This window comes from Nocardia sputorum (assembly GCF_027924405.1).
Taxonomy (GTDB): Bacteria; Actinomycetota; Actinomycetes; order Mycobacteriales; family Mycobacteriaceae; genus Nocardia; species Nocardia sputorum.
Window position 1 is genome coordinate 3,718,897 of the sequence record NZ_AP026978.1, and the last position, 26,472, is coordinate 3,745,368.

Genomic DNA, 26,472 nt, shown 5'->3' on the forward strand with positions numbered 1-26,472 from the left:
AGCCCGACCAGCCGCCGGGTGTCACGTCGCTCGGTGAGCGGGTGAGTATGCGAAGTGCACGGCGGACCACTCGGCCGCCGCGCCCGGCCGGTGGCACCCGACGCCGAGGCGTGCGCTCGCCGACCACGTCCCGGCGCCCGGCCACGGGCTGACGATCTGGTCGCCGGGGCCGATCGTGCGCGAACGACAGTCTCGGCGTGCCCGACATCTGGGTTGTGCCACAGGGCAGAGCGTTCCGGTTTTGGGAACTCTCGTAAGCCGTTTCGCGGACGTTGACAGCCGATAGGGCCCACCATAAGTTTCATCGCGCCGACGTGGAAGTGTCGGCGATGCAGCTTGCTCCGCTGTCGTGCCGAGAGGTCGTCGATGTCGACACAATCGTTGGGGGGCCACGGTCGGTTCCTGAGACATCGTCACGATGTCCCCCGTTTCCTGAGATCCGCCCTTGTGACCACCGCCCTGGTCGTCGCGGCCGCCGCACCGAGCGCTACCGCGCAGCCGATCGACATGGAACGCACCGAGATCGCGGTGGTTTCCTCGTCGCCGATCTCTTCGGTGGCGGAATCCGTGGTGAGCCTGCGCATTCCGCTGCCGGAGTCCGCCGGGCCGCATCCGGCCGCTTGTGATCGGCTGTCGTACCTGCGTTACCGGGATGGCGCGGGCCCCGCGCGCTCGGCGGACGCCGACGCGGTTCTGGTGGCGCAGCCGGGGATCTTCGAAGGCGCCGGCGCGTTCGACAGCGTCGCGCGCAATACGGTCGCCGCGGCGGCGCAACTCGGCCGCCATGTCGAGTTCTGGGCCTTGGATCGCCGCTCCAACTGCTTGGAGGATCATCTCGGCAGGCGGGCCGGGTTGACCGCGAACGACGTGCACCTCGCCGTCGACTACTACTACCGCGGCGCGGATGTCGACGGCAGGCGCTTCGGCGGCGTGGTGCCGAACGACCAGCTCGGGTGGCTCGGTCATCTCGGTGTCGCGCAAACGGTGCAGGACCAATTCGATCTGCTGGCCGCCGAGCTGCCGGATCCGGCGCTGCGGAAGCGGAAGACGCTGTGCGGCGGCCATTCCCTGGGTGGAGTCCTCACCGCGTTCTTCGCCGAATGGGATTTCGGCGGCGCCGCGGGCGCCGACCAGTGCGCCGGCTATTTCGCCCTGGACTCCTCCATCGACACCTCGCTGTCCGCGCTCAACGGCATCCCCGACATCATCGACCTCTCCCTCGGCGGCATCGGCGCCACCGCGGTCGAGGCCGCGCTCGACGGAGGCGCGCTCCCCCGGGTGCTGGCTCTGCCCGCGGTCATCAACCCGGAGACGATGAATCTGCTCGGAATAGCCGGGCTGGCAGCCTATCTGGCGCCCGACGCCGAGTCCGATCTGGCGCGGTACGTGCCCGGCAGCCTCAACCAGGAAACCACCTACCGCGTCCTGCTGTCGCGCGATGCGGCGGCCGCCGCGACCGGCTCGCCGTCGGTCCGTGATTTCCGGATCACCAATGCCGCCGCGCTCGGAGCGTTCCTCGACGCCAACTCCCAGCCGCTGGCGTTGCTGCAAGCCGGATTCGGCTTCTTCGACGGGGGGACCGTGACGGGCAAGGACTTCCCGCTTCCCGGCGATGTCGCCGCTGTACCGGCGCTGCGCGGACTCACCGGCATGTTGTTCGGTCCCGACCGCAAAGCGATCCCGGATCAGCCGAACGGCCCGCTCTACACCTGGCGCAACTACGACGATCCGGCCGCGACGGCCCCAGCCGATCGCAACGGCGCGCCGTTCACCGACGCCGTCCACGAGGTCACCGATATCGCGGATCTCGCGCGCAGCCTGGCCGCGCAACCGCTGGACTTCACCGAATGGTACTTCCCGATGCGGCTCGCGTTCGACGTCTTCCAGTCCCAAGCGCCCGAACTCGCGCGGCACCGCACCCACCCCGGCGGCATCCTCGCCAATCCGACCATCAACCTCATCGGCGGCGCCGGAGTCGTCGTCGCCACCAGGTGGCGCGGCCACGGCGAGACTGTGACCGCCCCTGGCTATCACCACATCGACGTGCTCACCGCCGCGGCGAGACAACCCGGCGGGCGGCCGGAGATCGTCTCCACCAATCTGGCGCGCTTCGCCCTCGACCGGACCGCCCGGCCCTGACCGGAGACGTCCGTCCCCGGTCGGGGACGGCTACTCGCTGAGAGCGAAGGCGTGGCCGTCATACCGCCAGCATCTCGCTCGACACCTGCCACAGCCGGGCGGCGGCTTCGGGGTCGAGCGCGTATTCGGCGACTCCGTTCCGGGCGCTGAGCACGCCGACCTCGGCTTCGCCGCAGTCCTCGAAGTAGCGACCGCCGACGCCGTCGAGCAACGGCGACGCCGCGACCAGCACCGAGGTCGCCGCACCCTGCTGCGGCGTCTTCCACACCATGCCGGTCCCGCCCGCGGCCGCGCGGAGCCGCTCGAGTTCCTCGTCGGACACGTGCCGCTGCAGATTGGTGCGGATACCGCCGGGCATCACCGCGTTGACGGTGACGCCGTCGCCGGCCCAGCGCCGGGTCGCCTCGACCGCGAACAATACGTTGGCCGTCTTGGACTGGCCGTACGCCGACCACGGATCGTAGGGCCTGCGCTCGAAGTGGATGTCGTCGAAGACGACCGGTGACCGGTGATGCGCACTGGAACTGACCGATACGACGCGCGCCCCACCGGCCGCGGCCAGCGCCTCGCGCAAGCCGGTGGTCAGCGCGAAGTGGCCGAGATGGTTGGTGGCGAACTGCATCTCCCAGCCCTGCGGGGTGCGCGTCAGCGGCGATGCCATCACGCCCGCGTTGTTGATCAGCATGTGCAGCGGCCCGTCCCAATCTCCGGCGAACGCCGCGACGGACGCTCGGTCGGCGAGATCGAGCGCGGCGACCCGCACCCTCTCGTTCCCGGTCGTCGTGATGATGTCCGCCGCGGTGCGTTCCCCGGCCGCGAGGTCGCGAACGGCGAGGGTCACTTCGGCCCCGGCGGCGGCCAGTGCCCGGGCGGTCTCGACGCCGATGCCGGAAGCTCCGCCCGTGACGACGGCACGCCGTCCGGTGAGATCGATGCCGGCCAGCACCTCCGCCGCGGTCGACTCCGCGGTGAACGGGGTGGTGATGCGATCGGACATGACATGTCCCCTTCTCGGTAGACTAGAACCGGAGGATGCTCCGGTACCAGTGATAACCGGAGGACCCTCCGCTTTGTTCCCGGGAGGATTCGATGACCAACGCACGCCCGCTGCGCGCCGATGCCCGCCGCAACCGAGACCGGCTGCTCGAGGTCGCTGTGCGCGCGTTCTCGCAGGACGGATCGGACGTCACACTCGATGCCATCGCCAAGGAAGCGGGCGTCGGCATCGGGACGCTCTACCGCCACTTCCCCACCCGCGAGGCGCTCATCGACGCCGCCTACCGCAGCGAACTCACCCGGCTGTGCGACTCCGCCGACGACCTCCTGGCCGTCCAGCCGCCGGATCGCGCGTTGCGCACGTGGATGGACCGTTTCGTCGACTACACGACCACCAAACGCGGCATGGGCGACGCCCTGCGCGCACTGATCGCCTCCGGCGGCAACCCGTTCTCCGAAAGTCGCGATCGTCTGACCACCGCCGTCACCACGCTGCTCCGAGCGGGAGCCGAGGCAGGCACGCTGCGGTCGGACGTCGCACCCGACGACGTACTCGTCGGTCTCAGCGGAATCTCGCTCGCCACCGAGAGCCCGGAACGCCGGGGCCAGGCCGGCCGCCTGCTCGACCTGTTCGTGGACGGATTGCGACCCCGCCCCTGAGTTCCGCTCGGCATCCGCGAGCAGGCGGCCGAGAAGATCCGGCCGATCGCGCATTTCGATCTGGCTGACCGTAATACTGGGCGTGCCGGTGCGGGCGTGGTTTCCTTCGAGCCGATCGTCAGGTTCGAGCGAAGGGCCCTGGTATGTTCGCCGATCACCCGGCCGCTCCGAGGATTTGTCCTCCGCGCGCCATCGGGGAACGAACGCGCGGCTTCGATTACTCTTTGACGGCTCGCACGCCCGGGCGACTATGCGCGGACAGGCACCGACAGGTCTTCGGCTGACGAGGGGAATCCCGTGAATTTATGGAGCTACGTCCGCGGGCGGGGAGAGATTCTGGCGTTTCTCACCTATCAGCATGCCTCGCTGGCATTCCAGACAGTTCTGGTCGGGACCGTCGTCGCCGTGCTCATCGCGGTGGCGGTTTATCGGCTGCCCCTGGTGTCGGCGCTCTCCCTGACCTCCAGCCGCGTCGCGCTGACGATTCCTTCGCTGGCACTGCTGGCGATCCTGCTGGTCCCGTTCGGCCTCGGCGTGACCCCGTCGTTCGTGATGCTGGCGTTTTTCGCGGCGCTGCCGGTGATCGGTAACGCGATTGTCGGTTTGCGGTCGGTGCCCGCCGCGGTGGTCGAATCCGCGCGCGGCATCGGCTTTTCGCGATGGCGCATTCTGCTGACCGTCGAATTGCCGATCGCCTGGCCGGTGATCCTCACCGGCATCCGGGTGTCCACCCAGATGATCGTGGGCGTCGCCGCCATCGTCGCCTATGTCCTCGGGCCGGGATTGGGGTCGCTGATCTTCAACGGGCTTTCCCGTCTGGGTGGAGCGAACGCCTTGGAGATGGCTCTGACCGGCACCATCCTCATCGTCATCATCGCGCTGGTGTTCGACGCGCTGCTCGTCCTGCTCGGACGCCTCACGATCGCAAAGGGACTGTCATGACCGATGATGTGAGCAGTCAGCCCGCTTCCGCGCCGGCGGAGCGCAACGTCACCGGCGCCTCCATCAGGCTGGATTCGGTCGTCAAGCGCTACAAGGGCCAGGACAGACCGGCGGTGCGACGCCTCGACCTCGAGATCGAGGCGGGCGACATCGTCGCGTTCGTCGGCCCGTCCGGGTGCGGCAAGACGACCACACTGAAGATGATCAACCGCCTGATCGAGCCGACCGAGGGCCGGATCTTCATCGGAGGTCGCGACGTCACCAGGGAGGACCCCGACAAGCTGCGGCAGTCGATCGGGTACGTCATCCAGTCCGGCGGTCTGTTCCCGCATTGGACGGTCGCCAAGAACGTCGGCGCCATCCCGCGGGTGCTCGGGTGGGACAAGAAGCGGATCGCCGAACGCACCGAGTACCTGCTCGATCTCGTCGGGCTCGACCCGGGCACCTTCGCCGACCGGCTGCCGAAGGACATGTCCGGCGGCCAGCAGCAGCGCGTCGGCGTGGCGCGGGCGCTCGCGGCGGACCCGCCGGTCCTGCTCATGGACGAGCCGTTCGGCGCGGTCGACCCGATCACCCGGGTCCGCCTGCAGGACAGCCTGATCGCGATCCAGCAGGAACTCGGCAAGACCATCGTGATCGTCACACACGACTTCGAGGAGGCCACCAAGCTCGGCGACAAGGTGCTCATCCTGTCCGAAGGAGGTCACGTCGAGCAGTACGCGAGCCCGGAGGAAATCCTCACCGACCCCGCCACGCCGTTCGTGGAGGAGTTCGTCGGGTCCGGCGCGAAGCTGGCGTATCTGACCGTGTCGCGGGTACGTGACGTCGCCTACGACGAGGTGATCACCGCCCGGGTCGGTGAGCCGGCGCGGGAGGTGATCGACCGTGCGAAGGCCGCCGGGCACACCTGGGTCGTCGTCGTCGACCAGGCCGGACGGCCGCGGTCGTGGCCCTCGCTGACCGAGGTGGCGACCAAACCGGAGGTCTCCGACTACCTCGATCGCCGGTTGCCCGTCGTGGCGCGCTCCTCGACCCTCAACGACGCGCTCGACGCCATGCTCGCCACCAGCCAGGGCGCGGCGCTCGTCACCGACGGCCGCGGCGCGGTGCTCGGCTCGCTGAGCATCGGCACGGTCACCGACGTCATCCGGAACAAGCTCGCCGAGGGGCGCGCCGACGAAGCGGAGCTCTCCTACACGACCTATGTCGAGGGCAGCGACCCGGCGCCGACCCCGGTGGTCGCCGCCGACGAGGAACCCGGATCGGCCGAGCCGTCATGAGCCGCCTGCGCCGCGTTCCGCTCGACGTGTGGTTCGAGCCGATCATCATCCTCGTCATCGGCGCCGGATACGTCCTCTGGTACCGGTCGACGACGTTCACGGCCACGGAGAAGGCGTCCCTCGGATGGGACAACCTGCAGACCACGATCCTCCGGCACATCGAGCTCACCGTGGTGGCCACCGTGATCGTGGTCGTCGTGGCGATACCGCTGGGCATCGCCCTGACCCGCCCGGCGTTGCGACGACTCGAACCGATCGCCGTCAACATCGCCAATGTCGGCCAGGCCGCGCCCGCGGTCGGCCTGCTCGTCTTGTTCACCTTCTGGCTGGGAACCGGATTCCGTACGGCGATCGTCGGTCTCGTCGTGTACGCGGTGCTGCCGATCCTGCAGAACACGATCGTCGGGCTGCGGCAGGTCGATCAGCGCACCATCGAGGCGTCGCGCGGCATCGGCTATTCGGCCGCGCGGACGCTGGCGCAGGTCGAACTGCCGCTCGCGGTGCCGGTGATCCTCAACGGTGTGCGCACCGCGCTGGTGATCCTGGTCGGCACCGCGACGCTGAGCACGTTCATCGGGGCGACCAGCCTCGGCACCCTGATCACGACCGGCGTCACCCTCTTCCTCCCCAAACTGCTCGTCTCCGGCGCGATCCTGGTCGGCCTCCTGGCGTTGCTCATCGACTGGCTCGGCAGACTGGTCGAACTGGCCGCGACCCCGCGAGGTCTCTCATGAGATCGCCCCGAGCCCGCTCGGCCACGCTGGTTTCCGCCCTCGTCCTCGCCGCGGCGATGCTCGCCGGTTGCGGTCTGGTGAGCTCGTCCGGAACCTTCCACGACGCGCGCCTGCCGGATCGGGCGCGGCCGCTGGACGGCGCGAAGCTGACCGTCACCTCGAAGAGCTTCACCGAGGGCGTACTACTGGGCAAGATCACCGCGACCTACCTGGCCGCGGCAGGCGCGAACATCACCGACCTGACCGGGGCGCCGGGGTCGGCGTCGTCGCGGCAAGCTCAGCTCAACGGCGACGCCGATGTGCTCTGGGAGTACACCGGCACCGGCTGGGTCAACTATCACAACCAGACCGAGACCATCTCCGACCCGCACGAACTCTGGCAGCGCGTCCACGACATCGAGAAGCGCGACCACGACTTGGAATGGCTGCCGCCGGCCAACTTCAACGACACCTACGCGTTCGGCGCGTCCACACCGACCGCCGAACGCCTGGGAGTTCGGTCGCTGTCGGACGTCGCGGCGCTCCCGGTTCCCGACCGGACCTTCTGCGTCGACGACGAATTCTTCAGCCGCTCGGACGGTTTCATTCCGATGCTGCAGAAGTACGGGATTCCCTACAACGATCCGAACGGCGTTCCGTCCGGCAACGTCACGCGGATGGACGCCGGAGTCGTCTACACGGCCACGGCCAAGAGCGCCCCGTGCAATTTCGGCATGATCTACACCACCGACGGCCGGGTCAAGAACCTCGACCTGGTCGTCCTCGACGACGACGAGAAGTTCTTCCTGCCCTACAGCGGCACGGCGGTCGTGCGAGCGACTGTCCTGGATCGCTACCCGCAGTTGCGTACCCTGCTCGGCACGATCTCCGAGCGCCTCACCGACGAGTTGATGCAGGACCTCAACGGTCGCGTCGACATCGACGGCGAGGATCCCGCAGACGTCGCCTATGACTGGCTGAAGGGTCAGAACCTGATCGAATAGGCCGGATCGGAGGCCGAGAGGGCGACCGCCCGAACGGCCGCGTGGAGGCGCACGCCTCTTTCCACTCTCAATCTATAGCGCACCCCCGGGCTTGCGGCAAGACCCGGGTGATACCGCAGAATCGCTGGCTGCGGCGTTGCTGCTCGACGCGCTCAGGCGACAAACAGTATTCGCGTGACCCACGCGGGACCGTCGAGCCGGGAGAAGGAGGGGCTGTGTCCACTCAGGGGTACGAGGACGAATTGCGGTCCGAGCGGAGTCACGTGACCGGGCTCTACACGCGGCTCGACGCCGAGCGCACGCGGGTGCGGGCCCGCTACGCCGCGGCGTTGCGCGGGAACGGCGGGTCGCCGATGGAACGGGATGCCGAGGTGCGCGCACTGGCCAAGGAGGCGAAGCGGCTGGACGTGGCGGACAGCGGACTGTGCTTCGGCCGGTTGGACACCCTTACGGGCGAGCATTCCTACATCGGCCGGATCGGCATCTTCGACGAGGACGACGAGTACGAACCGCTGTTGCTCGATTGGCGTGCGCCCGCGGCGCGCGCGTTCTACGTCGCCACCGCCGCCAGTCCGGAGAACATGCGCAGGCGCCGCCAGTTCCACACCCGCGGACGGCACATCGTCGATTTCACCGACGAGGTCCTCGGCCGTCCCGGCGGAGGCGAGCGCGGCGACGCGGCGCTGCTCGCGGCGGTCGACGCCCCGCGCGGCGCGGGGATGCGCGACATCGTGGCCACGATCCAGGCCGAACAGGACGAGATCATCCGGCTCGAGCACCCCGGAGTGGTGGTGATCGAGGGCGGACCGGGTACCGGGAAGACCGTGGTGGCACTGCACCGCGTCGCGTACCTGCTCTACACGCAGCGGGAGCAAATGGAACGCAACGGTGTGCTCGTGATCGGCCCCAATCCGGCGTTCCTCGACCACATCGGCCGTGTTCTCCCGTCGCTGGGTGAGACGAACGTCGTGTTCATGACCACCGGCGACCTGGTGCCCGGTCTGCACGTCACCGCGGAGGACAACCCGGACGCCGCCCGGCTCAAGGGTTCTCGGAAGATCCTGGACGTGCTCGCGGCAGCGGTCGCCGATCGGCAGCGGCTGCCCGAGCACCCGCTGCCGATCGAGCTGACGGACGTCACGGTCCGCATCGACGCGGAGACCGCCGAATGGGCCAGGGACGAGGCGCGCGCGAGCGGCCTGCCGCACAACGAAGCCCGCGCGGTGTTCGCTGAGATCGTCACGTGGGTGCTCACCGAACGGGCGATCGCCCGGATCGGCCGGGGCTGGCTGACCCGGGAGGACCGCGGGGCGTGGGAGAACGTGCGGTCGGACCTGATCGCGGAACTCGCGGACAACGACCAGTTCACCGCGGCGCTCGACGAACTGTGGCCGATCCTGACACCGGAAGAACTCCTGGCGGAGCTCTACGTGTCCCCGGAGCGGTTGGCGGCGGCAGGCGCCGACCGGGCGCTGTGGCGCGCCGTCGGTGATGCCTGGACGGTGTCGGACGTGCCGCTGCTCGACGAATTGGTCGACCTGCTCGGCCGCGAGAAGCCGGACGACGGCGCCGCCGTGCGGGAACAGACGGCCCAGGCCGAGTACGCGGCGGGCGTGCTGGACATCCTGGTCAGCCGCGAGGACATGATGGACGACGAGGACCACCTGTTCGCCTACGACCTGCTCTACGCGGAGGATCTGGCGGATCGCTTCCTGGAGCGCGACACCCGTGAACTCGCCGAACGTGCCGCGGCGGACCGGGATTGGACCTACCGGCACGTGGTGGTCGACGAGGCGCAGGAATTGTCCGAGATGGATTGGCGCGTGCTGATGCGCCGCTGCCCCGGGCGATCGTTCACGGTCGTCGGCGATCTCGCGCAACGCCGGTCGGTCGCCGGAGCGACGTCGTGGGACGCGATGCTCGAGCCGTACGTGCCCGGCCGGTGGGTCTACCGGTCGCTGTCGGTGAACTACCGCACCCCGGCGGAGATCATGACCGTCGCCGCCGCGCTGCTGGCCGAGTTCGCGCCGGGCGCGCAGCCACCGGAATCGGTGCGCGCATGCGGTGTCCAGCCATGGTCGAGGCGGGTCGCCGAGCACGAGCTGTCCACCGCGATCGAAGAATTCGTCCGCGACGAAGCCGGTCGCGAAGGCACCAGCGTCGTGATCGGTCCGCCGGAGGTGCCGGGCACGGTGGCGGCGTCGGAGACGAAGGGCCTGGAGTACGACGCCGTCCTGGTCGTGGCGCCGGAACGGATCCTCGCGGGCGGACCACGCGGCGCGGCCGAGCTCTACGTCGCGCTCACCCGCGCCACCCAACGCCTCGGCGTCCTGCACCAGGGCCCGCTGCCGCAGGTCCTGACCGGACTCACCGAAATCGAGGCACCCGCCCGGGCGAAACTCGCGAGCGGATGCGACGAACAGCTCCCCCGGCGGCTTGCACGGCCGACGGTCGATCGGCCGGAAGAGGCGGTCGGGACCAACGACTGCCACTCGTCATCGACGGAGGTCCGCACACACCTCTGAGCGACTCGAACTGCCCGCGACCGCAATGCGGCTAGCGGCTGTGCGACACCGGCGAGATGACCGCCCGGCGAAGATTCACGGCTTCCTACCCTTCCGGATAGAAGACGAACAGCGTGCAGCCGGTCGTGGTGGCGGGCACGTGCCACGACCCCGCCGGGGCGTGCAGGAACGTCCCGGCCGGGTAGTCGCGCGCGCCGTCGTTGAACGTGCCCGCGACCACGTAGACCTCCTCCGGGCCGGGCTCGTGGACGTCGCGGCGCGGCCACGACGTACCCGGGTCCATCTCCAGCACGTTGGCCTGCGCCCCGGACGGCCCGCTCCAGAGTGGACGCAGCCGGATTCCGGGAAAGAGTTCACGGACGGGGGATTCGGTGACGGAGACGGCGGTGTAGCCCTCTTGGGTGAGGATCTCGGGATGCATGCCTCCTACGGTGCCGCGCGCGGGGAGGAGGAGAAAGTGTCCGGTCGGACATCGAAGGGTACTTTTGTGCCATGCATCGTGTGGTGGCCCTGGTGCGGCCGGTGCAGTCGACATTCGAACTCGGTTGCGCGGCCGAGGTGTTCGGCACGCGGCGGGCCGGGGTGCCGCAGTACTACGAATTCGAGGTGTGCACGGAGACGCCCGGCCCGGTGCCGACGACGTCCGGGTACGCACTGTCGGTGTCGCGGGGACTGTCCGCCCTCGCTTCCGCGGACACCGTGCTGATCCCGGGCTGGGCGCCGGTGGAGGCGCCGCTGTCCACCCGGGTGCGCCGCGCGCTGCTGCGGGCACACGCGCGCGGGGCGCGGCTGGTCACCATCTGCTCCGGGGTCTTCGCACTGGCCCGTACGGGCCTGCTGGACGGACGCTCGGCGACGACGCACTGGGCGCGCGCCGCACAGCTGGAGCGAGAGTTCCCCCAGGTGCGCGTGGAGCCGGACGTACTCTACGTGGACCACGGTGACGTCGCCACGAGCGCCGGAGCGGGCGCGGGCATCGACCTGTGCCTGCACCTGGTCCGGCGGGATCACGGGGCGGCGCACGCCGCGCTGATCGCGCGCCACATGGTGATGCCACCGCACCGCGAGGGCGGCCAGGCACAGTACGCGCCACCTCCGCCGCCCGCGGACGCGCTGGACGGGCTGCTCGAGTGGGCCGGCGCGCGCCTCGGGGCACCGCTGTCGGTGCGCGATCTGGCCGCGTATCTCAGCGTCTCGCCTCGCACGCTCACCCGGCGCTTCGCCGATCAGCTCGGCACGAGCCCGGGTGCGTGGCTGCTGTCGCGGCGGGTGGCCGAGGCCCGCACCCTCCTGGAGGAGACCGACCTGCCGGTGGAGACGATCGCGGCGCGCGTCGGCCTGACTTCGGCGGTCAACCTGCGCCGCCGCTTCCGCGCCCAGGTGGGCACGACGCCGGGCGCCTACCGGCGCGCGTTCCGGGGCTCGTGATCCCGGCTCCGGCTGCCGCGTCGATGTCCTCCCGAGCGGGCCGCCTTCCGAGACCGGAACCGTGCCGTCGCCTCGAACGCCGACCACCGGCCGCTCACCGAATTCTCGACCTCGGCCTCGTCCCGCCCCCGCGTGATCCCCGTTCTATGACGGACGGCGCGGAAGCGACCCGGCTCGATCCGCCATACCGTTTACCCAAATCGTAGATCCGCCGGTGCTCGGGCGGGGTGATCTGCCCGGTGGCGAGCAGGTCGCCGGATGCTCAGCCACCCGGCCGCTCGGGCAGGCGGCAGCCCACGGTAGCGGTGACGGTCATCGACCGGGCGTCGGCGAACACCGACAGCTGGGTGTTGCTGTCCCATTTCGCCGCATCCGACCCCTCGAAGGTGACGTGCCGGTCCGGTGACGAGCCGGCGGCGGGCAGCATGTCCGTCGCGCCGACGGACCAGGCCAGAACGCGGGCCGTTTCCTGGAAACCGGGCCATGCATCCGGCGGCAGCGAACCCTCGGCCCGGTGGCGCGGTAGGACGACACGCCTGCCGCCGGTGTGCTCGTATGGGCCGTAGCAGGAACCCAGCGCACGGTCCTCGCTCCGGCTCCACCGCAATCCCGGTTCGATCGCCGACGCGGCGGCGGTGATCCGCTCGACCACCGACTCCACGTCCCGCTCGGCCGCCTCAGAAGACGGCAAGCCAGCCAATTCGGCTGCTGCGGCGGCGATCTCCTCGGCCGAAGGCGGCGGGGCCGGTTCACCTAGGAGGGTCGCGCATCCCCCGGTCGAAGCCGCCACCGCGAGCACGGCAGACCAGCGCAGCGCGCCGCGCGGCCATCGCAAAACGGTCATCGGCGCCTCCCACGCTCCGGCGGCCGCACGGGTGCGAGCTCGCTTCGCGCGCAATCCTATTCGCCGCAAGTCCGGGATCGCGGCGCGTAACCCCCGCGTGCCAACGGACGCGGCCGACGGGATGTGGCGGCGAGCACCGCCGCAACATTGACTCAATGAAACAATCTTTCTAGTCTTGTTTCATGACGGAGCGGGCCGACGGCGTCGACGAGCGGATCATGGACGCCGCGCTGGACCGGATCCTGCAGTTCGGGATCCGCCGGGCCAGCCTCGAGGACATCGCCCGCATGGCCGGGCTCAGCCGGATCACCATCCACCGCCGGTTCGCGGGCAAGGACAACCTGATCGAGGCGGTACTCGCCCGGGAGACCCGCCGCATGCTCGCCGAGGTCACCGCGATCGCCGCCACCGCCGACAGCGTGGACGCCCAGATCGAGGACACGATGCTGTACGTCCTCTTGCAGACCCGCATCCACCGGCTGGTCACCCAATTGCTGCGGGTCGCGCCCGACGAAGCGCTGCGCTTCTCCACCGTGCAGGGCGAACGCTTGGTGTCCATCGGCATCGAGTACATCGTCGGCATCCTCACCCATGCCCGGTCCGCGGGCCTCATCGCGGCGTACGACCCGCACCCGGTCGCCGAACTCGTTGCCCGCCTCGCCCATTCGCTGCTGCTCACTCCAGGCGGAGGCAGCGTCGACTTCACCGACGACGAGCGCGCCCGCGCCTTCGTCCGCACCACCATCGTGCCGCTGATAAAACACGGCATCACCCGCCCCGACGAGGAGCTCACCCATGACCACGTCCGCGACCGTCCCGGCACGGCACCCCGCCCGGCCCCGTAAGGCGCCCGGCCTGGGTCCCTTCTCCGCGCTGCTGGGCATCGGGAAACCGTCTCCGCGGCGCTGGCAGCTGCTCGGCGAATCCCTGCTGGTCGGCGACGAGCCGATGGACCGTCTGGTCGAGTGGATGTACGCCGAAGGCATGGCCGTCACGCGGCCATTGTTCGAGCGAGCGCTCCGGTCGGGCATCGACAGCATCCCCGACGCTCCCGCGCCGCTGCGCGCATTCTTCGGCGTCGTCGAGGACACCCCGGCCTGGGTCGACCCGGCCCTGTTGCGCGAGGGCGAGCGGGTGTTCCGTTCCGGGGGCAACGACGGGCTGTATTTCGCTCGCGACGTCTCGTTCATCGGCGGCTATCTGGCCTCCGGATTCAACAAGACGCTGCTGCGCACCGGCGCCCTGGAGAAGGGCCCTGCCCGCCGGTTCGCCGAAACCCTGCAATGGGCGATGGACGTGTCCACCGAGAACGGCATGGACCGGTACGGCGTCGGCTACCGCTCCACTTTGCACGTGCGGCTCATCCACTCCCTGGTCCGGCGGCACGTCGGCGCCATGCCCGACTGGCGCACCGAGGATTGGGGCCTGCCGATCAACCAGACCGACATGGCCGCCACCTTGGTCGGCGCGCTGCTCGCGCCCGTCGTCGGCGGCATGGCGCTCGGTGTCATCCTGTCCCCCCGCGAACTGACGGCCGCCGCGCACCTAACCCGATACGTGGGCTGGCTCATCGGTGTCGAGGAACAATGGCTGCCCACCGGCTTCCGCGACGGCATCGCCATCCTCGACCACTGCCTGACCGCCATCACCAATCCCGACGAGACCAGCCGCCAGCTCGCCCGGCCCATGGCCGACGATCCGCTGAACTGGTCCTACCCCAATCTGCCCGCGCTGCGGGGCCGCCTGGCCCGCGCCCGGCATCTGTCCGTCAGCAGTGCCTTCCTCGGGCCGAAAGCGATGCGGACGCTCGGGCTGCCCGCCTACGTCCCGCCGTGGTACCCCGCCTTGCGCATTCCCGTCAATCTCGTCCGCACCGCCTACACCCACCTGACCCCCGGCGGGCTCGACCGCGCCGCCGTTCAGGGCCGGCGGCAGCAAGAAGCCTTCCTGCGACGCCTGATCGGCGAAACCAGCGCCACCATCGGCCAGTCCGCGCCGCCGCTGGAACGCACCGCCTGACCTCCCGGCCGGACCGGCGGTCAGTCCGAGAAATTCGCGATCGGCAAGGAGACGGTGGCGTCACGTCCTCATCGGCTCATCATCTGGGGCCCCGGCGACATGGGCGGACGCGCCTTGCGCACGGCCCTCGAGTCAAGCTGATCACGACGACCAAACGAGATCTCTCGATCACCCGTCTGATGCCCGACGACCGGCTTTCCGGCTGAGCGTTCGACGCCGCCGGGGTGGTCGCATCCCGGGCATTCCCGGTTGTCAACACGCCCTGATGCCGACGCCACAGGGAAGGTCCGAGCAGCCATGCCGCACAACCGGTTCACCGCATCGCCGACTGCTGGGTAGACCTGGACGAACAAGCCGCGGCACGCGGCCAGACGGTCATCACACCCAGCAACCCCCACCGGACATTCGGACTGCGGACCGCACGAGTATGCGCGGTTGTCGACAACGCCACCGGTCGCGCTATCTACACTGACAGCGCTGACTACCACCGGGTCGATGCCTTGTCCGAAACCACACTTCGACGGAGAAGCTTATGTCCGGCCGACGAAATCAGAAGCGCAACAGCAGCATACGTCGACCGGACACCGTACCGGCCATCCGGTATCCGGCCCGCTCCGTCCTCGACATGCTGCTGCCCGCGATGATCAGGCGCCGCAGCGGCGCGCCGAGCCTCGACACCGGGCTCGTGCACATCTGGGGTTTCACCGGCACCGGCGAGGACGACTCGGCGAGCGCGGCAGGTTTCGCGGAATTCTCACCCAATGACACCCCCACGGTCGCGGGTTCTCCCATCCTGGACATCGCCGGTCGGATGATGGCGGGTATGCACGGCCGGCTGTGGGGATTCGGGCTGGCGCACCAGGCGGCCGCGGACACCATCGTGCACGGGATCGACAACCAGCCCGATATGACGACCACTTCTCCGGACGGACCCGAGGAACCTGCCACCACCGAGGAAGTCTGGGCCGCCAGCATTTTCGACGCCCGCGGAAGAGAAATCACGCAGCTGCGCTATGTGCACCTGCCCGAGCTCGAGCCCATCACCTTCGACAGCGACACCCTGGACCGGCGCAGCACCATTCACGATTGGATCGACCGCGTCCAGACCGGAGTCATCTCCGCGCACGTCTGGGCCGCGGCGCTGGCCTTGGACGCGCAGCGCAACCGAGCCGTTCTCGCGCAACTGGAGCAGCGGCTGCTGAGCTGACCGCACCGGCGATGCCACCTCACAAAGCCTTCGGGCGGTACGCGACGGCTACGGCGGTCGTTCCGGAGCGGGACCGCAGCCGCCGCGCACTGCCCGGTAGGTGCCGACCTGACGGCGGCACGGTCCGAAACGAGCGTCAGGCGTGGGTGCGAGCGCCGAACCAACGGGCCAGCGATTCCTCCAGTCCGTCCAGGTCGCCGCCTTCGGCAGCCCAGGCAACGCAGCCGTCGGGACGGATCAGGAGGGCCGAGAGTTCGCGCGGCTGAGCCGGTTTCGCGGTGACGACCCGCACTCGCGCGGACCACCCCGCGGCGCGGGAGCGCAGGTCGGCCGAATCGGTGAGGTCGAGCAGGACGGCCTCGGGCCCGGTGAAATACTCGCCGAGGCGGGTGCCGTCGGCCAACTCGATGTCGGGAGTGGCCGATCCGACCAGCGGGTGTCCACCGCCGAGATCGTAACGATGCCGGACACCGGAGATGCTCTTGAACACGCTGGTAGCACCGTCCCGGGAGGCAAGCAGTTCGGCGGCGACGGCGCGCAGGGCGCGGCTGCGGGCATCGGTGCGCATCAGCGCGACCTGCGCCCGCGTCCATTCCAGCACCCATGCGCCGATCGGATGGCGTTCCGCGGTATAGGTGGCGAGCAGACCTTCCGGTGCCCAGCCGCGCACGACGGCGGCCAGCTTCCAGCCCAGATCGACAGCGTCGCCGATACCGAGGTTCAGACCCTGTCCTCCGAAAGGTGAGTGCACGTGCGCGGCGTCACCGGCCAGCAGCACCCGGCCCTTGCGGTAATCGGGGACCTGACGGGTGTTGTCGGTGAAGCGGGTAGCCGAATGCACCGCGGTGACGACCACCGGGACACCGCTCACGGCACGGATGCTGTGCTGCAGTTCGGCGGCTGTCACGGGGGTTTCGCGGTCGGCGGGCGGACCGTCCGGTTCGACGGTGAGAACACGGCCGGGCATCGGACCGTAGGCATAGAGGCCGGAAGCGGTGGTGTTCCAGCCCATCCGGAGATCCTCGGCGCCGGTCATGTCCACGATCGCCTGACGGCCGGTGATCTCCGGGCCCAAGCCAGGGAACTCGAATCCGGCGATCTTACGAACGCCGCTGCGCCCGCCGTCGCAACCGACCAGCCAGCCGGCGCGCACGGTGTGGTCACCGCAATCGACGGTGACGCCCGCACCGTCGTCGCGGAATCCGGTCACCTGCGTCCCGCGCCGGACCTCCACGCCGAGCTCGGCGGCGCGCCGGGCGAGTATCGCCTCGATGGACTGCTGGGCCACCAGGAAGACCTCGGCGGCCGGACCCGCATCGGCGAAATCGGGGTCGTCGAAGTCGACGGCGTCCACGTCCAGCATGATGCCCGCGAAATGCCCCACCGCGGGCCGCCGTCCGGCGCCGATCGGCGGCACACCGCTGTTGCGCCGGAACTCCGCGAACCGGGCAAGCGCGGCGTCCTGCTCGGCGCGCAGTTGCGGAAGCAGCCCGCGGCGATACAGGGCCTGAGCGGTCGGCACATTGATCGCCCCGGCCTTGATGGTGCGGTCCGGGTCCGTGCGGCGCTCCACCACCAGCACATCCACCCCCGCCAGCCCTAGCTCACAGGCCAGCATCAGCCCGACCGGCCCGGCTCCCACGACCACCACTTCACATGTCTCGTTCATGAAAGTCACTGTGCGAGGGACGTATTGCGCCGCCCTTGCAGCTCATTGCATGCCGCTTGCACCGGGCCTCGCGGCCGCTCCCATCGCCCTGTCACAACTGGGGAGGATCACGGCGGACGTCGGTGCCAGGTCATGTGAGAATCGCGAGATGGGCTCCCACTTCGATCCGTTGGAGGCGGATCCTTGGGGGCGGGCTCGATACGGTCTGCTCGCGCTACCGGCCAAGGTCCCGGGCCAGGCACCGGTGCCGGAATCCACCACGGCGGCTTCCTCGGCGATCGCCGATGCCAGGGAACAGATCGCGACTTTGATCGCCCCACCGCAAGCATCCGCCACGGTGCGCGGGGTCATCGAGGTCACCCGCGCCGCATTCGGCCTCATGGTCGATCAACTCGGCACCGGGCACACCCGAGACATACCGGACATGATCGCTCTGCTCGACGAGGCCGACCTGTACGACGTCGCGAACGAAGCCATCGTGACCACGCACTACAACGAGAAGTCCGCGAAGCTGGCGCGGCTCGCCACCGGTCTGAAGGCGCGGGAAAGGGAAATCTCCGGCAAGGTGGGAGACGCGGCCGAAGACAACATCGAGTTCGTCGGAACGATCAGGGACGAAGCGGCACGTCTCGCACCGGTCCTGCAAGCTGCCGCGGTGCTGGTCTCGGCTCGATCGGAGAAATTGACGCCGACCGAGGAGAAGGCGCTGCTGACCGAAGTCGTCGCCGCGCTCGTGCGGGTGGAGACGAAGTTCGCCGCGGTGGCCGGGCACAACGCCGACCGGGCGGGGACCATGGGCCCGATGACTCTGGAGCAGCTGGAGCGCATATTCCCCGGCACACCGCGCGCGACCTTGCGGAAATATCTTCCCTACCTCAACCAGGCAATGCGCGACTACGGGATAGACACCCCGAAACGCGAAGCCGCGTTCCTCGCCCAGCTCGGAGTGGAAACAGACGACCTGAAAACGCTTACCGAATACGGTGACTCGTCGTACTTCAACCGTAACTACGGGCCCGGGTCCAGCGTCGGCCCGAGCCTCGGCAACAAACATCCCGGCGATGGCGCCCGCTTTCACGGACGGGGCGGCATGCAGCTGACCGGCCGCAACAACTACCGGGACGCGGGCGAGGCCCTCGAAGTCGATCTCGTCGGCAACCCCGGACTGGCCGCCGACCCGAAGTACGCCTTCGCCACGGCGGGCTGGTTCTGGGACGCCAAGAATTTGAACGAGCAGGCCGACGAATCGGACTTCGACGCTATCACCAGAACGATCAACGGCGGTTCGAACGGCAGCTCGGAGCGCAATGAGACCTACAACCGGGCCCGCAAAGTGCTCGACGCCGATTGAACGGCATTCCTTCGGCGCGCGGACGTGTGCCGAACCGTGCCCGCGCCGAAGCACGGGATCAGGAGGTCGCCGATTGCGCGGCGACATCGCGAGACGCGGCGGTGACCGTCTACCACGGAGGGTTCACGCCTGTTCGCCGCTCGGGACCAGGCTCGCGGTCAGCACCCCGAACTGCCGGCCGCCGTTCAGGTCGGGTTCGGTCGTGATGAGCGCGAACGCGCCGACGATCTCGAGTACCCGGAAAGCCTGCTGACCGCCGGGGACCAGCCGCACTCTGTCACCGACACGTACACCCATACCGGACAGACTATTCTCCCCACCGGTCCGGAGAATAGTGATCGCCGGTCGTCGGTCACGGCTTATTGCCGTGACGTAAGCCACTGGAGTTTCTCGCCGAGCCGCACCGGGCGCCGAGCCGTCGCATGCGGGTGGTTCCGAGCGGTCAGCCGGTGAAGTCCCCCCTCGCCGGCCCGTGGCCGTGCAGCACCGCGGATTCGGCCCACAGCCATAGCGACACCGGGCCCGCCCAGATCTCCGCCGCCGTGGCGGCGCGTGTCCGCCGATCAGTCTGCGGATCGGCGGATCGGTGCGTTCTCCGGCCGCTGATCATCACGCGGCCTTCAGCGGGCCCGCGAAAGACTTACGCAGCGAGGACGGCCCGACCAGGGGCAGCAGCGCCGCGAGGATCTTGCCTTTGACCGTCCGCGGGGTGCGGGTCAGCTCGACGTCCACCCGGGTGCCGCCCTGGCCGGGGGTGGCCCGGAAGACCCAGCCGCCGCCGGCGCCGAAGAGTTTGGAGTCCAGCGTCGTGATGGTGACGGTGTCGCCCGCCGGATCCCACTGGTAGCGAGCGCGTTCCCACGCGGCCGCGGTGCCCTCGGTGACCTCCGCCCAGGTGTCGCCGCGTTCGTGAACGACGAAGTGCTCGGCGTCGATGGTCGGCCACACCTGGGTGCGGGTGGGTCCGAAATCGGTGAGCGCCTGTACTACCTCGGCCGGGGACAAGGTGGACAGCAGGTGGAAACGGACCGTCGTCATGGAAATGCTCCTCGGGATTCGGCGATGCGAGATGTGTCCGCGGTTCCGGTGCCGTGTTCTCCGGTTCCGGACGCTCATCGAGCATCGCCGCTGCGGGTATCCCGGCGAATCCGTCAGACGACGCTGCGTTGACGTAATCGGTCGCACCGTCCGGGACTACACCATCGGCCCCCGCGACTCAGGCCCCGCTCCATCCCTTGCTCCGGGACCCGGCGTCGAGACTGCGTCGATCTCGTCCGAACTCCTGCCGAGCGTCGGATGACGTAGTCCGTCGGTCGTGCGCGGCGGGAGGGCTGATCCGCATTCCGGTCCGCGGGCCGGTCCGCATCAGCCGGTCGCGTCCTCGTCGGCCGGTAGCAACGCCGCCAGATCGGTGCGCGAGCTGACGCCGAGTTTGGGGAAGATGCGATGCAGGTGGGTGCTGACCGTCCGATGCGACAGGTACAGCCGCTGCCCGATTTCCCGGTTGGTCAGTCCCCGCGCCGCCAGCCGGGCGATGCTCAGCTCGTGCGGGGTGAGCCGATCGCGGGCGTCGGGGTCACGGTTCGGGCTGGACTCCCCGGCACCGCGCAACTCCAGCCGGGCTCGTTCGCTCCACGCGGTGAACCCCAGGGCGTCGAAGATCTCCCGGGCGGTGCGCAGATGGGTGCGGGACTCGACGACCCGGCGCTGTCGCCGCAGCCATTCGCCGTAGGACAGGTGCAGCCGGCCGCGCTCGGCCGGCCAGGCGGTCAGGTCCGCGCCGAGCGCGCCGGTGAAGTGTGTTTCGGCGGCGTCGGTCGACAGGAGCGCGTGCGCGTATCGCCATCCGATGTGCAGAGCGGGCGAGGGCGTGGCAGCCGCGGCCTGCTCCAGGCCGCGTAGCAGTTCCCGCAGCGCATCGGGCTGTCCGGCACGGATCGCCGCGTCGGCGAGTTCGGCCAGGAAGTAGGCGCGCAGCGCCGGCGAGTGCGACGGGTCCCGCGAATCGTGCATGCGGCGCAGATCGGCGAACGCGTCGTCGTAGCGCCCCTCGCCCAGAGCCGCGAGCCCGCGTGCGAGCTGGACCGTCGCCAGCACGGGACGTGCGCCGGAGGCGAGTCCGATCCGTTCGGCCTCGGCCACGAGTGCGGCGGCGCGCGGATAATCCCCGCGCAGCGCGGCGATTTCGGCTTGGACGGCGGTGGCCAGCCCGTGCATGAAGGGCTGACCGGTTTCGCCGGCGAAGGCCGCGGCTTCGGCCGCGACCGGCGCCGCGGCGGCGAGATCGCCGAGCCGGGTCAGGCTCCACGCCTGGACGGTGAGCGCGCGCGGCAGCAGTCCGAGCTGCCCCTCGACGCGAAATCCAGGCGCGGCCGCGCCGGAGAAGTGGGCGGCGAGGTCGAAAGCGCCCACTTGCAGGGCCGCGCTGCCCAGGAATCGGTCGACTTCGGGGTCACGACCGGTGTCCGAGGCAAGGGCGCGCAAGTGGCCGAGGACCCGTTCGCCCCGTTCGAACGGGGCCACGTACGCGGAGACGGCGACCAGGCGCGGATCGTCGTCGGGAATGGGAAGGTCGTCGGCCACGGCGAGCAGCGCCTGGCGCACCCCGAGCCCGGGTTCGGACCAGAAGCAGCGCATCGCCGCACCCCACAGGATGCGCGTCGCCGCGTCGGGGTGCCTGTCGGCGGCGACAGACGCCGCGAGCGTGGCCAACTCGGCTATGCGCGAGGGGTTCTCGCGCACACCGTCGTCGAATCCACTGAGCAGCCAGGCCGCCGTGGCGCGGTGGCGGGGTGTGCTGGGGAGTGCGCGCGCGGCCACGACGAGTCGTTCGGCGATATCACGGCGGCCGGAATCGACGGCGAGTTCGGCCGCCCGCAGCAGCCGGTCCGCGCGCCGTTCCGGATGGTCGCTGAGGTCGGCGGCTCGTTCCCATGCCGCGATCGCGGCGCCGCGGTGCCGCGCCCGTTCGGCGACAGCCTCCAGTTCGCGCGCCACCTGCTCGTCGGGGCCCGCGGTGGCGGCGGCCCGCTGCCACGCCCGCCGATCCGGGTCGGTGAGGACGTCGGCGAGCGCCCCGTGGGCGCGGGCGCGTTCACCGGCCGTCGCCGTCGTGGTCAGGGCCGATCGCATCAGGGGGTGCCGGAAGGTGACGGTGCCGGGACCGAGGACGAGCAGCCGGGCCTCCACCGCGGGCGTGAAGATGTCGGGTTCGGCCCGCGTTCCCAGGAGAAGGCTCGCGGCGGCGAGTATTTCGGTGATCGAGTCGCTGTCGCCGAGTGCGGCGACGAGCAGCGCGGCACGGGTGGGGGCGGGCAGCGTCGTACCGCGCTCGGCGAAAACGCGTTCGAGCCGTTCGGTCAGCGGCAGCGTCGCGGGAAGGTCTTCGAGTTCGCCCACCGCGGTCGGCAGTTCGGTCAGCGCCAGCGGGTTGCCGTGGGCATCGGCCAGCAGCCGACGACGGACCGGTGCGGGCAGGCCGGGCGCGGTCAGGTCCAGCAGCGCGGCGGCATCGTCGTCGGACAGGGGTTCCAGACGCAGGAGGCTCAGTCCCGCGTCCGCGAGCGGCGAGCCGATCCCGTCGCGGAGGGTGACGATCAGCGCGATCGGCTCGGTGTCCACGCGGCGGGCGATGAACGCCAGGACCTGCGCGCTGGCGGCATCGAGTGCGTGCACGTCCTCAGCGACGATCAGGAGCGGTCGCGGGCTCGCCGTATCGGCGAGCAGCGTCAGCGCCGCGAGCCCGACCAGATAGATGGCGGGTTCATCGCCGGAGTCCGAGGTGCCGAAGGCGGCTGCCAGCGCGTCGCGCTGCTGGGGCGGCAACTCGTCGAGCCCTTTCCGCACCGGGTACAGCAGCCGATGCAGCCCCGCGTAGGCATAGTGCTGTTCGGCCTCCGCGCCCGCGGTGCGCAGGACTCGGGTTCCCGCGATGGCGGCTGCCGCGACCGCCTCGTTCACCAGTGCGGACTTCCCGATCCCGGCCTCACCCTGAATGAGAATCCCACTGCGATCCTCGGGTCCGTCGACGAGTGCACGCAGGTCCTTCAGCTCGGCTTCCCGCCCGAACAGCGGCATGGTGCGCACTCCTTCTCCGGCTCGGTCCCGATGGCGGGTCCCGGTGCGACCCTACCGAAGCGGGGTCACCGTGGACGGCGTCGAGCGCGCGGCTGTTATGGTCGACGGACAGTAATCGGAGCGAGGAAGTTCGAACATGGCGGGTGAACTCGACATCTCGGGATAACTCCCGGGTCTGACGGCCACCGGTAGGCGCTATCCGAGCGCCGCCGTCGTGGCCATTTCGTCGTTTCACCATCCTTCCTCGCGCGGCGCCGGTTTCGCGCGCCCGCACGACCTTCGAGGTAACAGCCATGTCCGATGCCTACATCGTTTGCTCGAACCTGTCGTTCTCCTGGCCGGACGACACCCCGGTCTTCGACGAACTGTCCTTCAGCGTGCCCGGCGGCCGGACCGGGTTGGTGGCTCCCAACGGCGCCGGAAAGAGCACCCTGCTGCGCCTGATCGCCGGTGAGCTACGGCCCCGCGGCGGCAGCGTGTCGGTCGAGGGGGTACTCGGATACCTCCCCCAGAACCTGCCGCTGACCGGCGATCTGACCGTCGCCGAGGTGCTCGGCATCGCCCCCGTGCTCGCGGCGCTGAACGCCATCGAGGCCGGGGACACCAGCGAGGAGCATTTCGCCACCATCGGCTCCGAGTGGGACATCGAGGAGCGCACCCGCGCCCAGCTGGAACGACTCGGCCTCGGCCACCTGTCCCCCACCAGGCGTCTGCACACGCTCAGTGGCGGGCAGGTCGTCGCACTGGGCCTCGCGGCGCAACTACTGCGCAGGCCGGAGGTGCTGGTACTCGACGAACCGACCAACAACCTCGACCTCGACGCCCGCCACCGGCTCTACGACCTGCTGGCGGACTGGAACGGCTGCCTGCTCCTGGTCAGCCATGATCGCGCCCTGCTCGAACGCATGGACCGCATCGCCGAACTCGACCGTGGCGAAGTGCGGTTCTACGGCGGCAATTTCACCGACTACGAAGCCGCCGTTCGTGCCGCGCGCGAGGTCGCCGAGAAGAATGTCCGCAACGCCGAGCAGGAGCTCGAGCGCGAGAAGCGAGAGCTGCAACGGGCGCGCGAACGCGCGGCGCGCCGTGCGAGCAACGCCGCACGCAACCTGGGCAACGCGGGCTTGCCGAAGATCTTCGCGGGAACGATGAAACGCAACGCCCAACAGTCGGCCGGAAAGGCGAACGAGACGCACACCGCCCGCGTGGGAGCGGCGAAAAGTAGGCTGGACCAGGCCGAACGCGCGATGCGCGAGGAACAGAGAATCGTGCTGGAACTGCCCGGCACCGACGTTCCGGCCGGACGCACGGTCTTCGCCGGTGAGCGCATCCAGTTCCGCTACGAGCAGCGGACGGTCTTCACCGGCGTCGACCTGGTGATCCGAGGGCCCGAGAGAATCGCGGTGACCGGCCCGAACGGCGTGGGGAAATCGACGCTGTTGCGGATCGTTCACGGTGACCTGGCGGCCGACGGTGGTGTGATCACCCGCGCCGAGGGCCGAGTAGCCTATCTCTCGCAACGGTTGGACCTGCTCGACCCCGAGCGGACAGTCGCGGAGAACTTGGCCGCGTTCGCGAAGACCATGCCCGAGGCCCAGCGGATGAATCTGCTGGCCCGCTTCCTGTTTCGTGGCTCGCGCGTCCATCTGCCGGTAGGCGCGCTCTCCGGTGGCGAGCGCCTGCGGGCCACGCTCGCCTGTATCTTGTTCGCCGAGCCTGCTCCGCAACTGTTGCTGCTCGACGAACCGACCAACAATCTCGACTTGACCGGTGTCGGCCAGCTGGAGAGTGCGCTGAACGCCTACCGGGGCGCCTTCGTGGTCGTCAGCCACGATGAACGCTTCCTCACCGAGGTCGGGGTGCAGCGCTGGCTGCGATTGTCCGAAGACGGGCTCCGCGAAGTCACCGCGCCCGGGCCGATCATCTGAACCGGCGAGATACGCAGCCGCTCGCCACGGGCAGGCGGCTGCGTATCTCCCCCAGGCGGCTTCGGGCGGGTCAGGCTCCCACCACTTCGCTCGGCGCGCCCTCGGCGGTCGCCACGGTGGCCACGGCAGCCCGCTCGGCCTCCTCGACGGTGCACCGGCCGAGCCCGCAGGCCGTCGCCACACCGTACGCGGCCCGCCCCGTGGCTGCTTCGAACAAGGCAAGGCCGCGGATACTGTCTTGCGCTCCCGTCGGCGACACGACCCCGGCGATCACGCGCCAGTCCGGGTCCAGCCGGCGCAACGGCCGGTAGAAGGCCGGGTCCAGCGGGGCCGGATGAGCACCGTAAGCGCACGGAATGTGCGCCGGTGGCAGCGGCACCGCGCGAGCGCGCAGGATTCGTGCGACGGCGTTCAACAGCTCGACCGCAGGCGCGAGGTTACGCGGCGCGAGCAACTCTTTGTGCTGGTAGTCGCCGTAGCAGAGGTGCAGAGTGGTCTGTGCGCCGATGCCGTGCGCCCGCGCGAGGAAGTCGGCCAACTGCCGCGCGACCAGCCGACCGACCGGAGCCCGCACCCCGAACCGCGCCGCCTTCACGAGTGCGAGCTGAGCGATCGGCGACTCGACCTGCCAGGTGATCACGTCGCCGTGATCCGCGACGACCTGGGCCATCTCGGCCAGCACGGCCTCGACGAAAACCGGCAGGTTGCGCAGCGCGGGAAGCACCGTCGGGAAGTGGCGCAGCGCGCGGCCGAGCGGAAGTCCGTCGGCCACCGCGGCGCCGCCGAACACGAACAGCGCCAGGTCGAGCGGATTCGGTTGACTGATCTGCAATCTCGTGTCGGCGAGTTCCGGGTGCCGATCCCGCAGCGCGCGAAAGGCCGCCACGACCGGGCCGATGCGGTCGACGCGGTCCATCGCCACGTGGCGAGGTTCGAGGATGGCGCCCCGGCGTAGGCCGTAGACGCGCATGTCGGCGTAGTCGGCGAAGTCACCACTGCGCACCACTTCGAAAACGTCGTCGTGTTCCTCCCGCGCCCGCAGGTAGTCCACGACCCAGCTGGGATCCAGATCCCGCGGTACACCGGTGAGCCGGTGGCCTCGGCTGCGCCGAACGAACCATTCCAGGACGTCACTGTCGTCGGTCGTCAATGCCGCGGGCAAGCTGCCCACGAAGTGCACCAGTCGCGTCATCGCCTGTCCAACACGTAGTTCTCCCGAACGGATCAGCCGTTCACCCGCTCGAAGCCCGAATCCGACGGCTCCCAAGCAGGATAGGCCGATCGATAGCCAGGAGTTCGCCACTACTGGGAACGTCGCGAGGCCCCTCGGATCGGCCGCTCGACGCCGTCCGCGCCTCGCGCTGCGGGCCGCGCCCGGCGTCGCCTACCTTTCCGGTGCGACCCATACCGTTCAGGCGCTGCGCCGCCGCTCGTCCATGAGCACCGCCGACCGCTGCGGCCGGTGCTCACCACCGAGCGCGCGGATGTCGTTTCATCGCGGCAGCACCGGCCAGTTCAGCTCCGTGCGCAACTGCGCGGGATCCATATCCGGTGCGGGCCGGGTGAGGTAGCCGGAATGAACGGCGGCGCCACGATCAAGATCAGCGCGGCGCCCGCGATCCATCGGTACGCGTGCCGGAAGCCCGGCTGGGCGCCGACACTCGTCTCCATCAGGAGCGCGACCATCGCG

Annotated in this window: 20 protein-coding genes and 1 pseudogene; 13 read left to right on the forward strand and 8 right to left on the reverse strand. The window is 69.7% G+C overall.

What is annotated here, in order from left to right:
• The first annotated feature begins 447 nt into the window (after positions 1 to 447).
• On the forward strand, positions 448 to 2,139 hold the full coding sequence (locus tag QMG86_RS16900; RefSeq protein ID WP_281873175.1) for a hypothetical protein: 1,692 nt from the start codon (positions 448 to 450) through the stop codon (positions 2,137 to 2,139).
• A 58-nt stretch (positions 2,140 to 2,197) separates the two neighbouring features.
• Here QMG86_RS16900 and QMG86_RS16905 read toward each other — a convergent pair whose 3' ends face one another.
• Positions 2,198 to 3,136 (reverse strand): SDR family NAD(P)-dependent oxidoreductase, encoded by a 939-nt coding sequence (locus QMG86_RS16905; RefSeq protein ID WP_281873178.1) that lies wholly within the window; start codon positions 3,134 to 3,136, stop codon positions 2,198 to 2,200.
• Between the two features lie 92 nt (positions 3,137 to 3,228).
• Here QMG86_RS16905 and QMG86_RS16910 point away from each other — a divergent pair, with 92 nt between their 5' ends.
• From QMG86_RS16910 to helR, 6 genes and pseudogenes are all read left to right on the forward strand, one after another.
• The gene (locus QMG86_RS16910) at positions 3,229 to 3,795 is read left to right on the forward strand and encodes a TetR/AcrR family transcriptional regulator (RefSeq protein WP_281873180.1); all 567 of its coding nucleotides are present in this window, start codon (positions 3,229 to 3,231) and stop codon (positions 3,793 to 3,795) included.
• A gap of 297 nt (positions 3,796 to 4,092) precedes the next feature.
• A complete protein-coding gene (locus QMG86_RS16915) occupies positions 4,093 to 4,737 on the forward strand; it encodes an ABC transporter permease (protein WP_281873183.1) in 645 nt (214 codons plus the stop codon).
• Positions 4,734 to 6,017, forward strand: a complete 1,284-nt coding sequence (locus QMG86_RS16920; RefSeq protein WP_281873186.1) for an ATP-binding cassette domain-containing protein — start codon at positions 4,734 to 4,736, stop codon at positions 6,015 to 6,017. The genes QMG86_RS16915 and QMG86_RS16920 overlap by 4 nt, the downstream gene beginning before the upstream one ends.
• Complete coding sequence (locus QMG86_RS16925; protein ID WP_281873188.1) at positions 6,014 to 6,751, forward strand: ABC transporter permease; 738 nt, start codon at positions 6,014 to 6,016, stop codon at positions 6,749 to 6,751. Before QMG86_RS16920 ends, QMG86_RS16925 begins: the two co-directional genes overlap by 4 nt.
• Positions 6,748 to 7,734, forward strand: coding sequence for a glycine betaine ABC transporter substrate-binding protein (locus tag QMG86_RS16930; protein ID WP_281873191.1), 987 nt, complete (start codon positions 6,748 to 6,750; stop codon positions 7,732 to 7,734). Before QMG86_RS16925 ends, QMG86_RS16930 begins: the two co-directional genes overlap by 4 nt.
• A 215-nt stretch (positions 7,735 to 7,949) precedes the next feature.
• Positions 7,950 to 10,109 (forward strand): annotated as a pseudogene (gene helR / locus QMG86_RS16935) (RNA polymerase recycling motor ATPase HelR); the annotation flags it as partial.
• A gap of 235 nt (positions 10,110 to 10,344) precedes the next feature.
• Here helR and QMG86_RS16940 read toward each other — a convergent pair.
• Positions 10,345 to 10,680, reverse strand: coding sequence for a cupin domain-containing protein (locus QMG86_RS16940; protein WP_281873193.1), 336 nt, complete (start codon positions 10,678 to 10,680; stop codon positions 10,345 to 10,347).
• A gap of 71 nt (positions 10,681 to 10,751) precedes the next feature.
• Between QMG86_RS16940 and QMG86_RS16945 the strand changes: the two genes are divergently transcribed.
• Positions 10,752 to 11,687, forward strand: coding sequence for a GlxA family transcriptional regulator (locus QMG86_RS16945; protein WP_281873194.1), 936 nt, complete (start codon positions 10,752 to 10,754; stop codon positions 11,685 to 11,687).
• 262 nt (positions 11,688 to 11,949) lie between these two features.
• Here QMG86_RS16945 and QMG86_RS16950 read toward each other — a convergent pair whose 3' ends face one another.
• Complete coding sequence (locus QMG86_RS16950; RefSeq protein WP_281873196.1) at positions 11,950 to 12,531, reverse strand: LppA family lipoprotein; 582 nt, start codon at positions 12,529 to 12,531, stop codon at positions 11,950 to 11,952.
• 182 nt (positions 12,532 to 12,713) lie between these two features.
• On the opposite strand from QMG86_RS16950, the gene QMG86_RS16955 reads away from it, so the two are divergent.
• The 3 genes from QMG86_RS16955 to QMG86_RS16965 all read left to right on the forward strand — a co-directional run bounded on the left by QMG86_RS16955 (position 12,714) and on the right by QMG86_RS16965 (position 15,757).
• Complete coding sequence (locus tag QMG86_RS16955; RefSeq protein ID WP_281873198.1) at positions 12,714 to 13,376, forward strand: TetR/AcrR family transcriptional regulator; 663 nt, start codon at positions 12,714 to 12,716, stop codon at positions 13,374 to 13,376.
• On the forward strand, positions 13,327 to 14,550 hold the full coding sequence (locus QMG86_RS16960; protein ID WP_281873200.1) for an oxygenase MpaB family protein: 1,224 nt from the start codon (positions 13,327 to 13,329) through the stop codon (positions 14,548 to 14,550). Before QMG86_RS16955 ends, QMG86_RS16960 begins: the two co-directional genes overlap by 50 nt.
• 532 nt (positions 14,551 to 15,082) lie before the next feature.
• Positions 15,083 to 15,757: a hypothetical protein gene (locus QMG86_RS16965; RefSeq protein ID WP_281873201.1), complete on the forward strand. Its 675-nt coding sequence runs from the start codon at positions 15,083 to 15,085 to the stop codon at positions 15,755 to 15,757.
• Between the two features lie 136 nt (positions 15,758 to 15,893).
• On the opposite strand, the gene QMG86_RS16970 is transcribed toward QMG86_RS16965, so the two are convergent.
• Positions 15,894 to 17,426 carry an FAD-dependent monooxygenase gene (locus QMG86_RS16970; protein WP_281873203.1) on the reverse strand — a complete coding sequence of 511 codons (1,533 nt, stop codon included), beginning with the start codon at positions 17,424 to 17,426 and terminating at the stop codon, positions 15,894 to 15,896.
• 148 nt (positions 17,427 to 17,574) lie between these two features.
• Here QMG86_RS16970 and QMG86_RS16975 point away from each other — a divergent pair, with 148 nt between their 5' ends.
• Positions 17,575 to 18,777: a glycoside hydrolase family 19 protein gene (locus QMG86_RS16975; RefSeq protein ID WP_281873208.1), complete on the forward strand. Its 1,203-nt coding sequence runs from the start codon at positions 17,575 to 17,577 to the stop codon at positions 18,775 to 18,777.
• Positions 18,778 to 18,900: 123 nt separating this feature from the next.
• Here the strand turns inward: QMG86_RS16975 and QMG86_RS16980 are convergent, their stop codons facing one another.
• The 3 genes from QMG86_RS16980 to QMG86_RS16990 form a co-directional block, all read right to left on the reverse strand.
• Positions 18,901 to 19,074: a hypothetical protein gene (locus tag QMG86_RS16980; protein WP_281873209.1), complete on the reverse strand. Its 174-nt coding sequence runs from the start codon at positions 19,072 to 19,074 to the stop codon at positions 18,901 to 18,903.
• A 312-nt stretch (positions 19,075 to 19,386) separates the two neighbouring features.
• Positions 19,387 to 19,815, reverse strand: coding sequence for a hypothetical protein (locus QMG86_RS16985; RefSeq protein WP_281873212.1), 429 nt, complete (start codon positions 19,813 to 19,815; stop codon positions 19,387 to 19,389).
• A gap of 327 nt (positions 19,816 to 20,142) precedes the next feature.
• Positions 20,143 to 22,854, reverse strand: a complete 2,712-nt coding sequence (locus QMG86_RS16990) for an ATP-binding protein (RefSeq protein ID WP_281873214.1) — start codon at positions 22,852 to 22,854, stop codon at positions 20,143 to 20,145.
• A gap of 293 nt (positions 22,855 to 23,147) precedes the next feature.
• Between QMG86_RS16990 and abc-f the strand changes: the two genes are divergently transcribed.
• Complete coding sequence (gene abc-f, locus QMG86_RS16995; RefSeq protein ID WP_281873217.1) at positions 23,148 to 24,782, forward strand: ribosomal protection-like ABC-F family protein; 1,635 nt, start codon at positions 23,148 to 23,150, stop codon at positions 24,780 to 24,782.
• Between the two features lie 70 nt (positions 24,783 to 24,852).
• On the opposite strand, the gene QMG86_RS17000 is transcribed toward abc-f, so the two are convergent.
• Complete coding sequence (locus tag QMG86_RS17000; RefSeq protein WP_281873219.1) at positions 24,853 to 25,974, reverse strand: P-loop NTPase family protein; 1,122 nt, start codon at positions 25,972 to 25,974, stop codon at positions 24,853 to 24,855.
• Between the last annotated feature and the right edge of the window lie 498 nt (positions 25,975 to 26,472).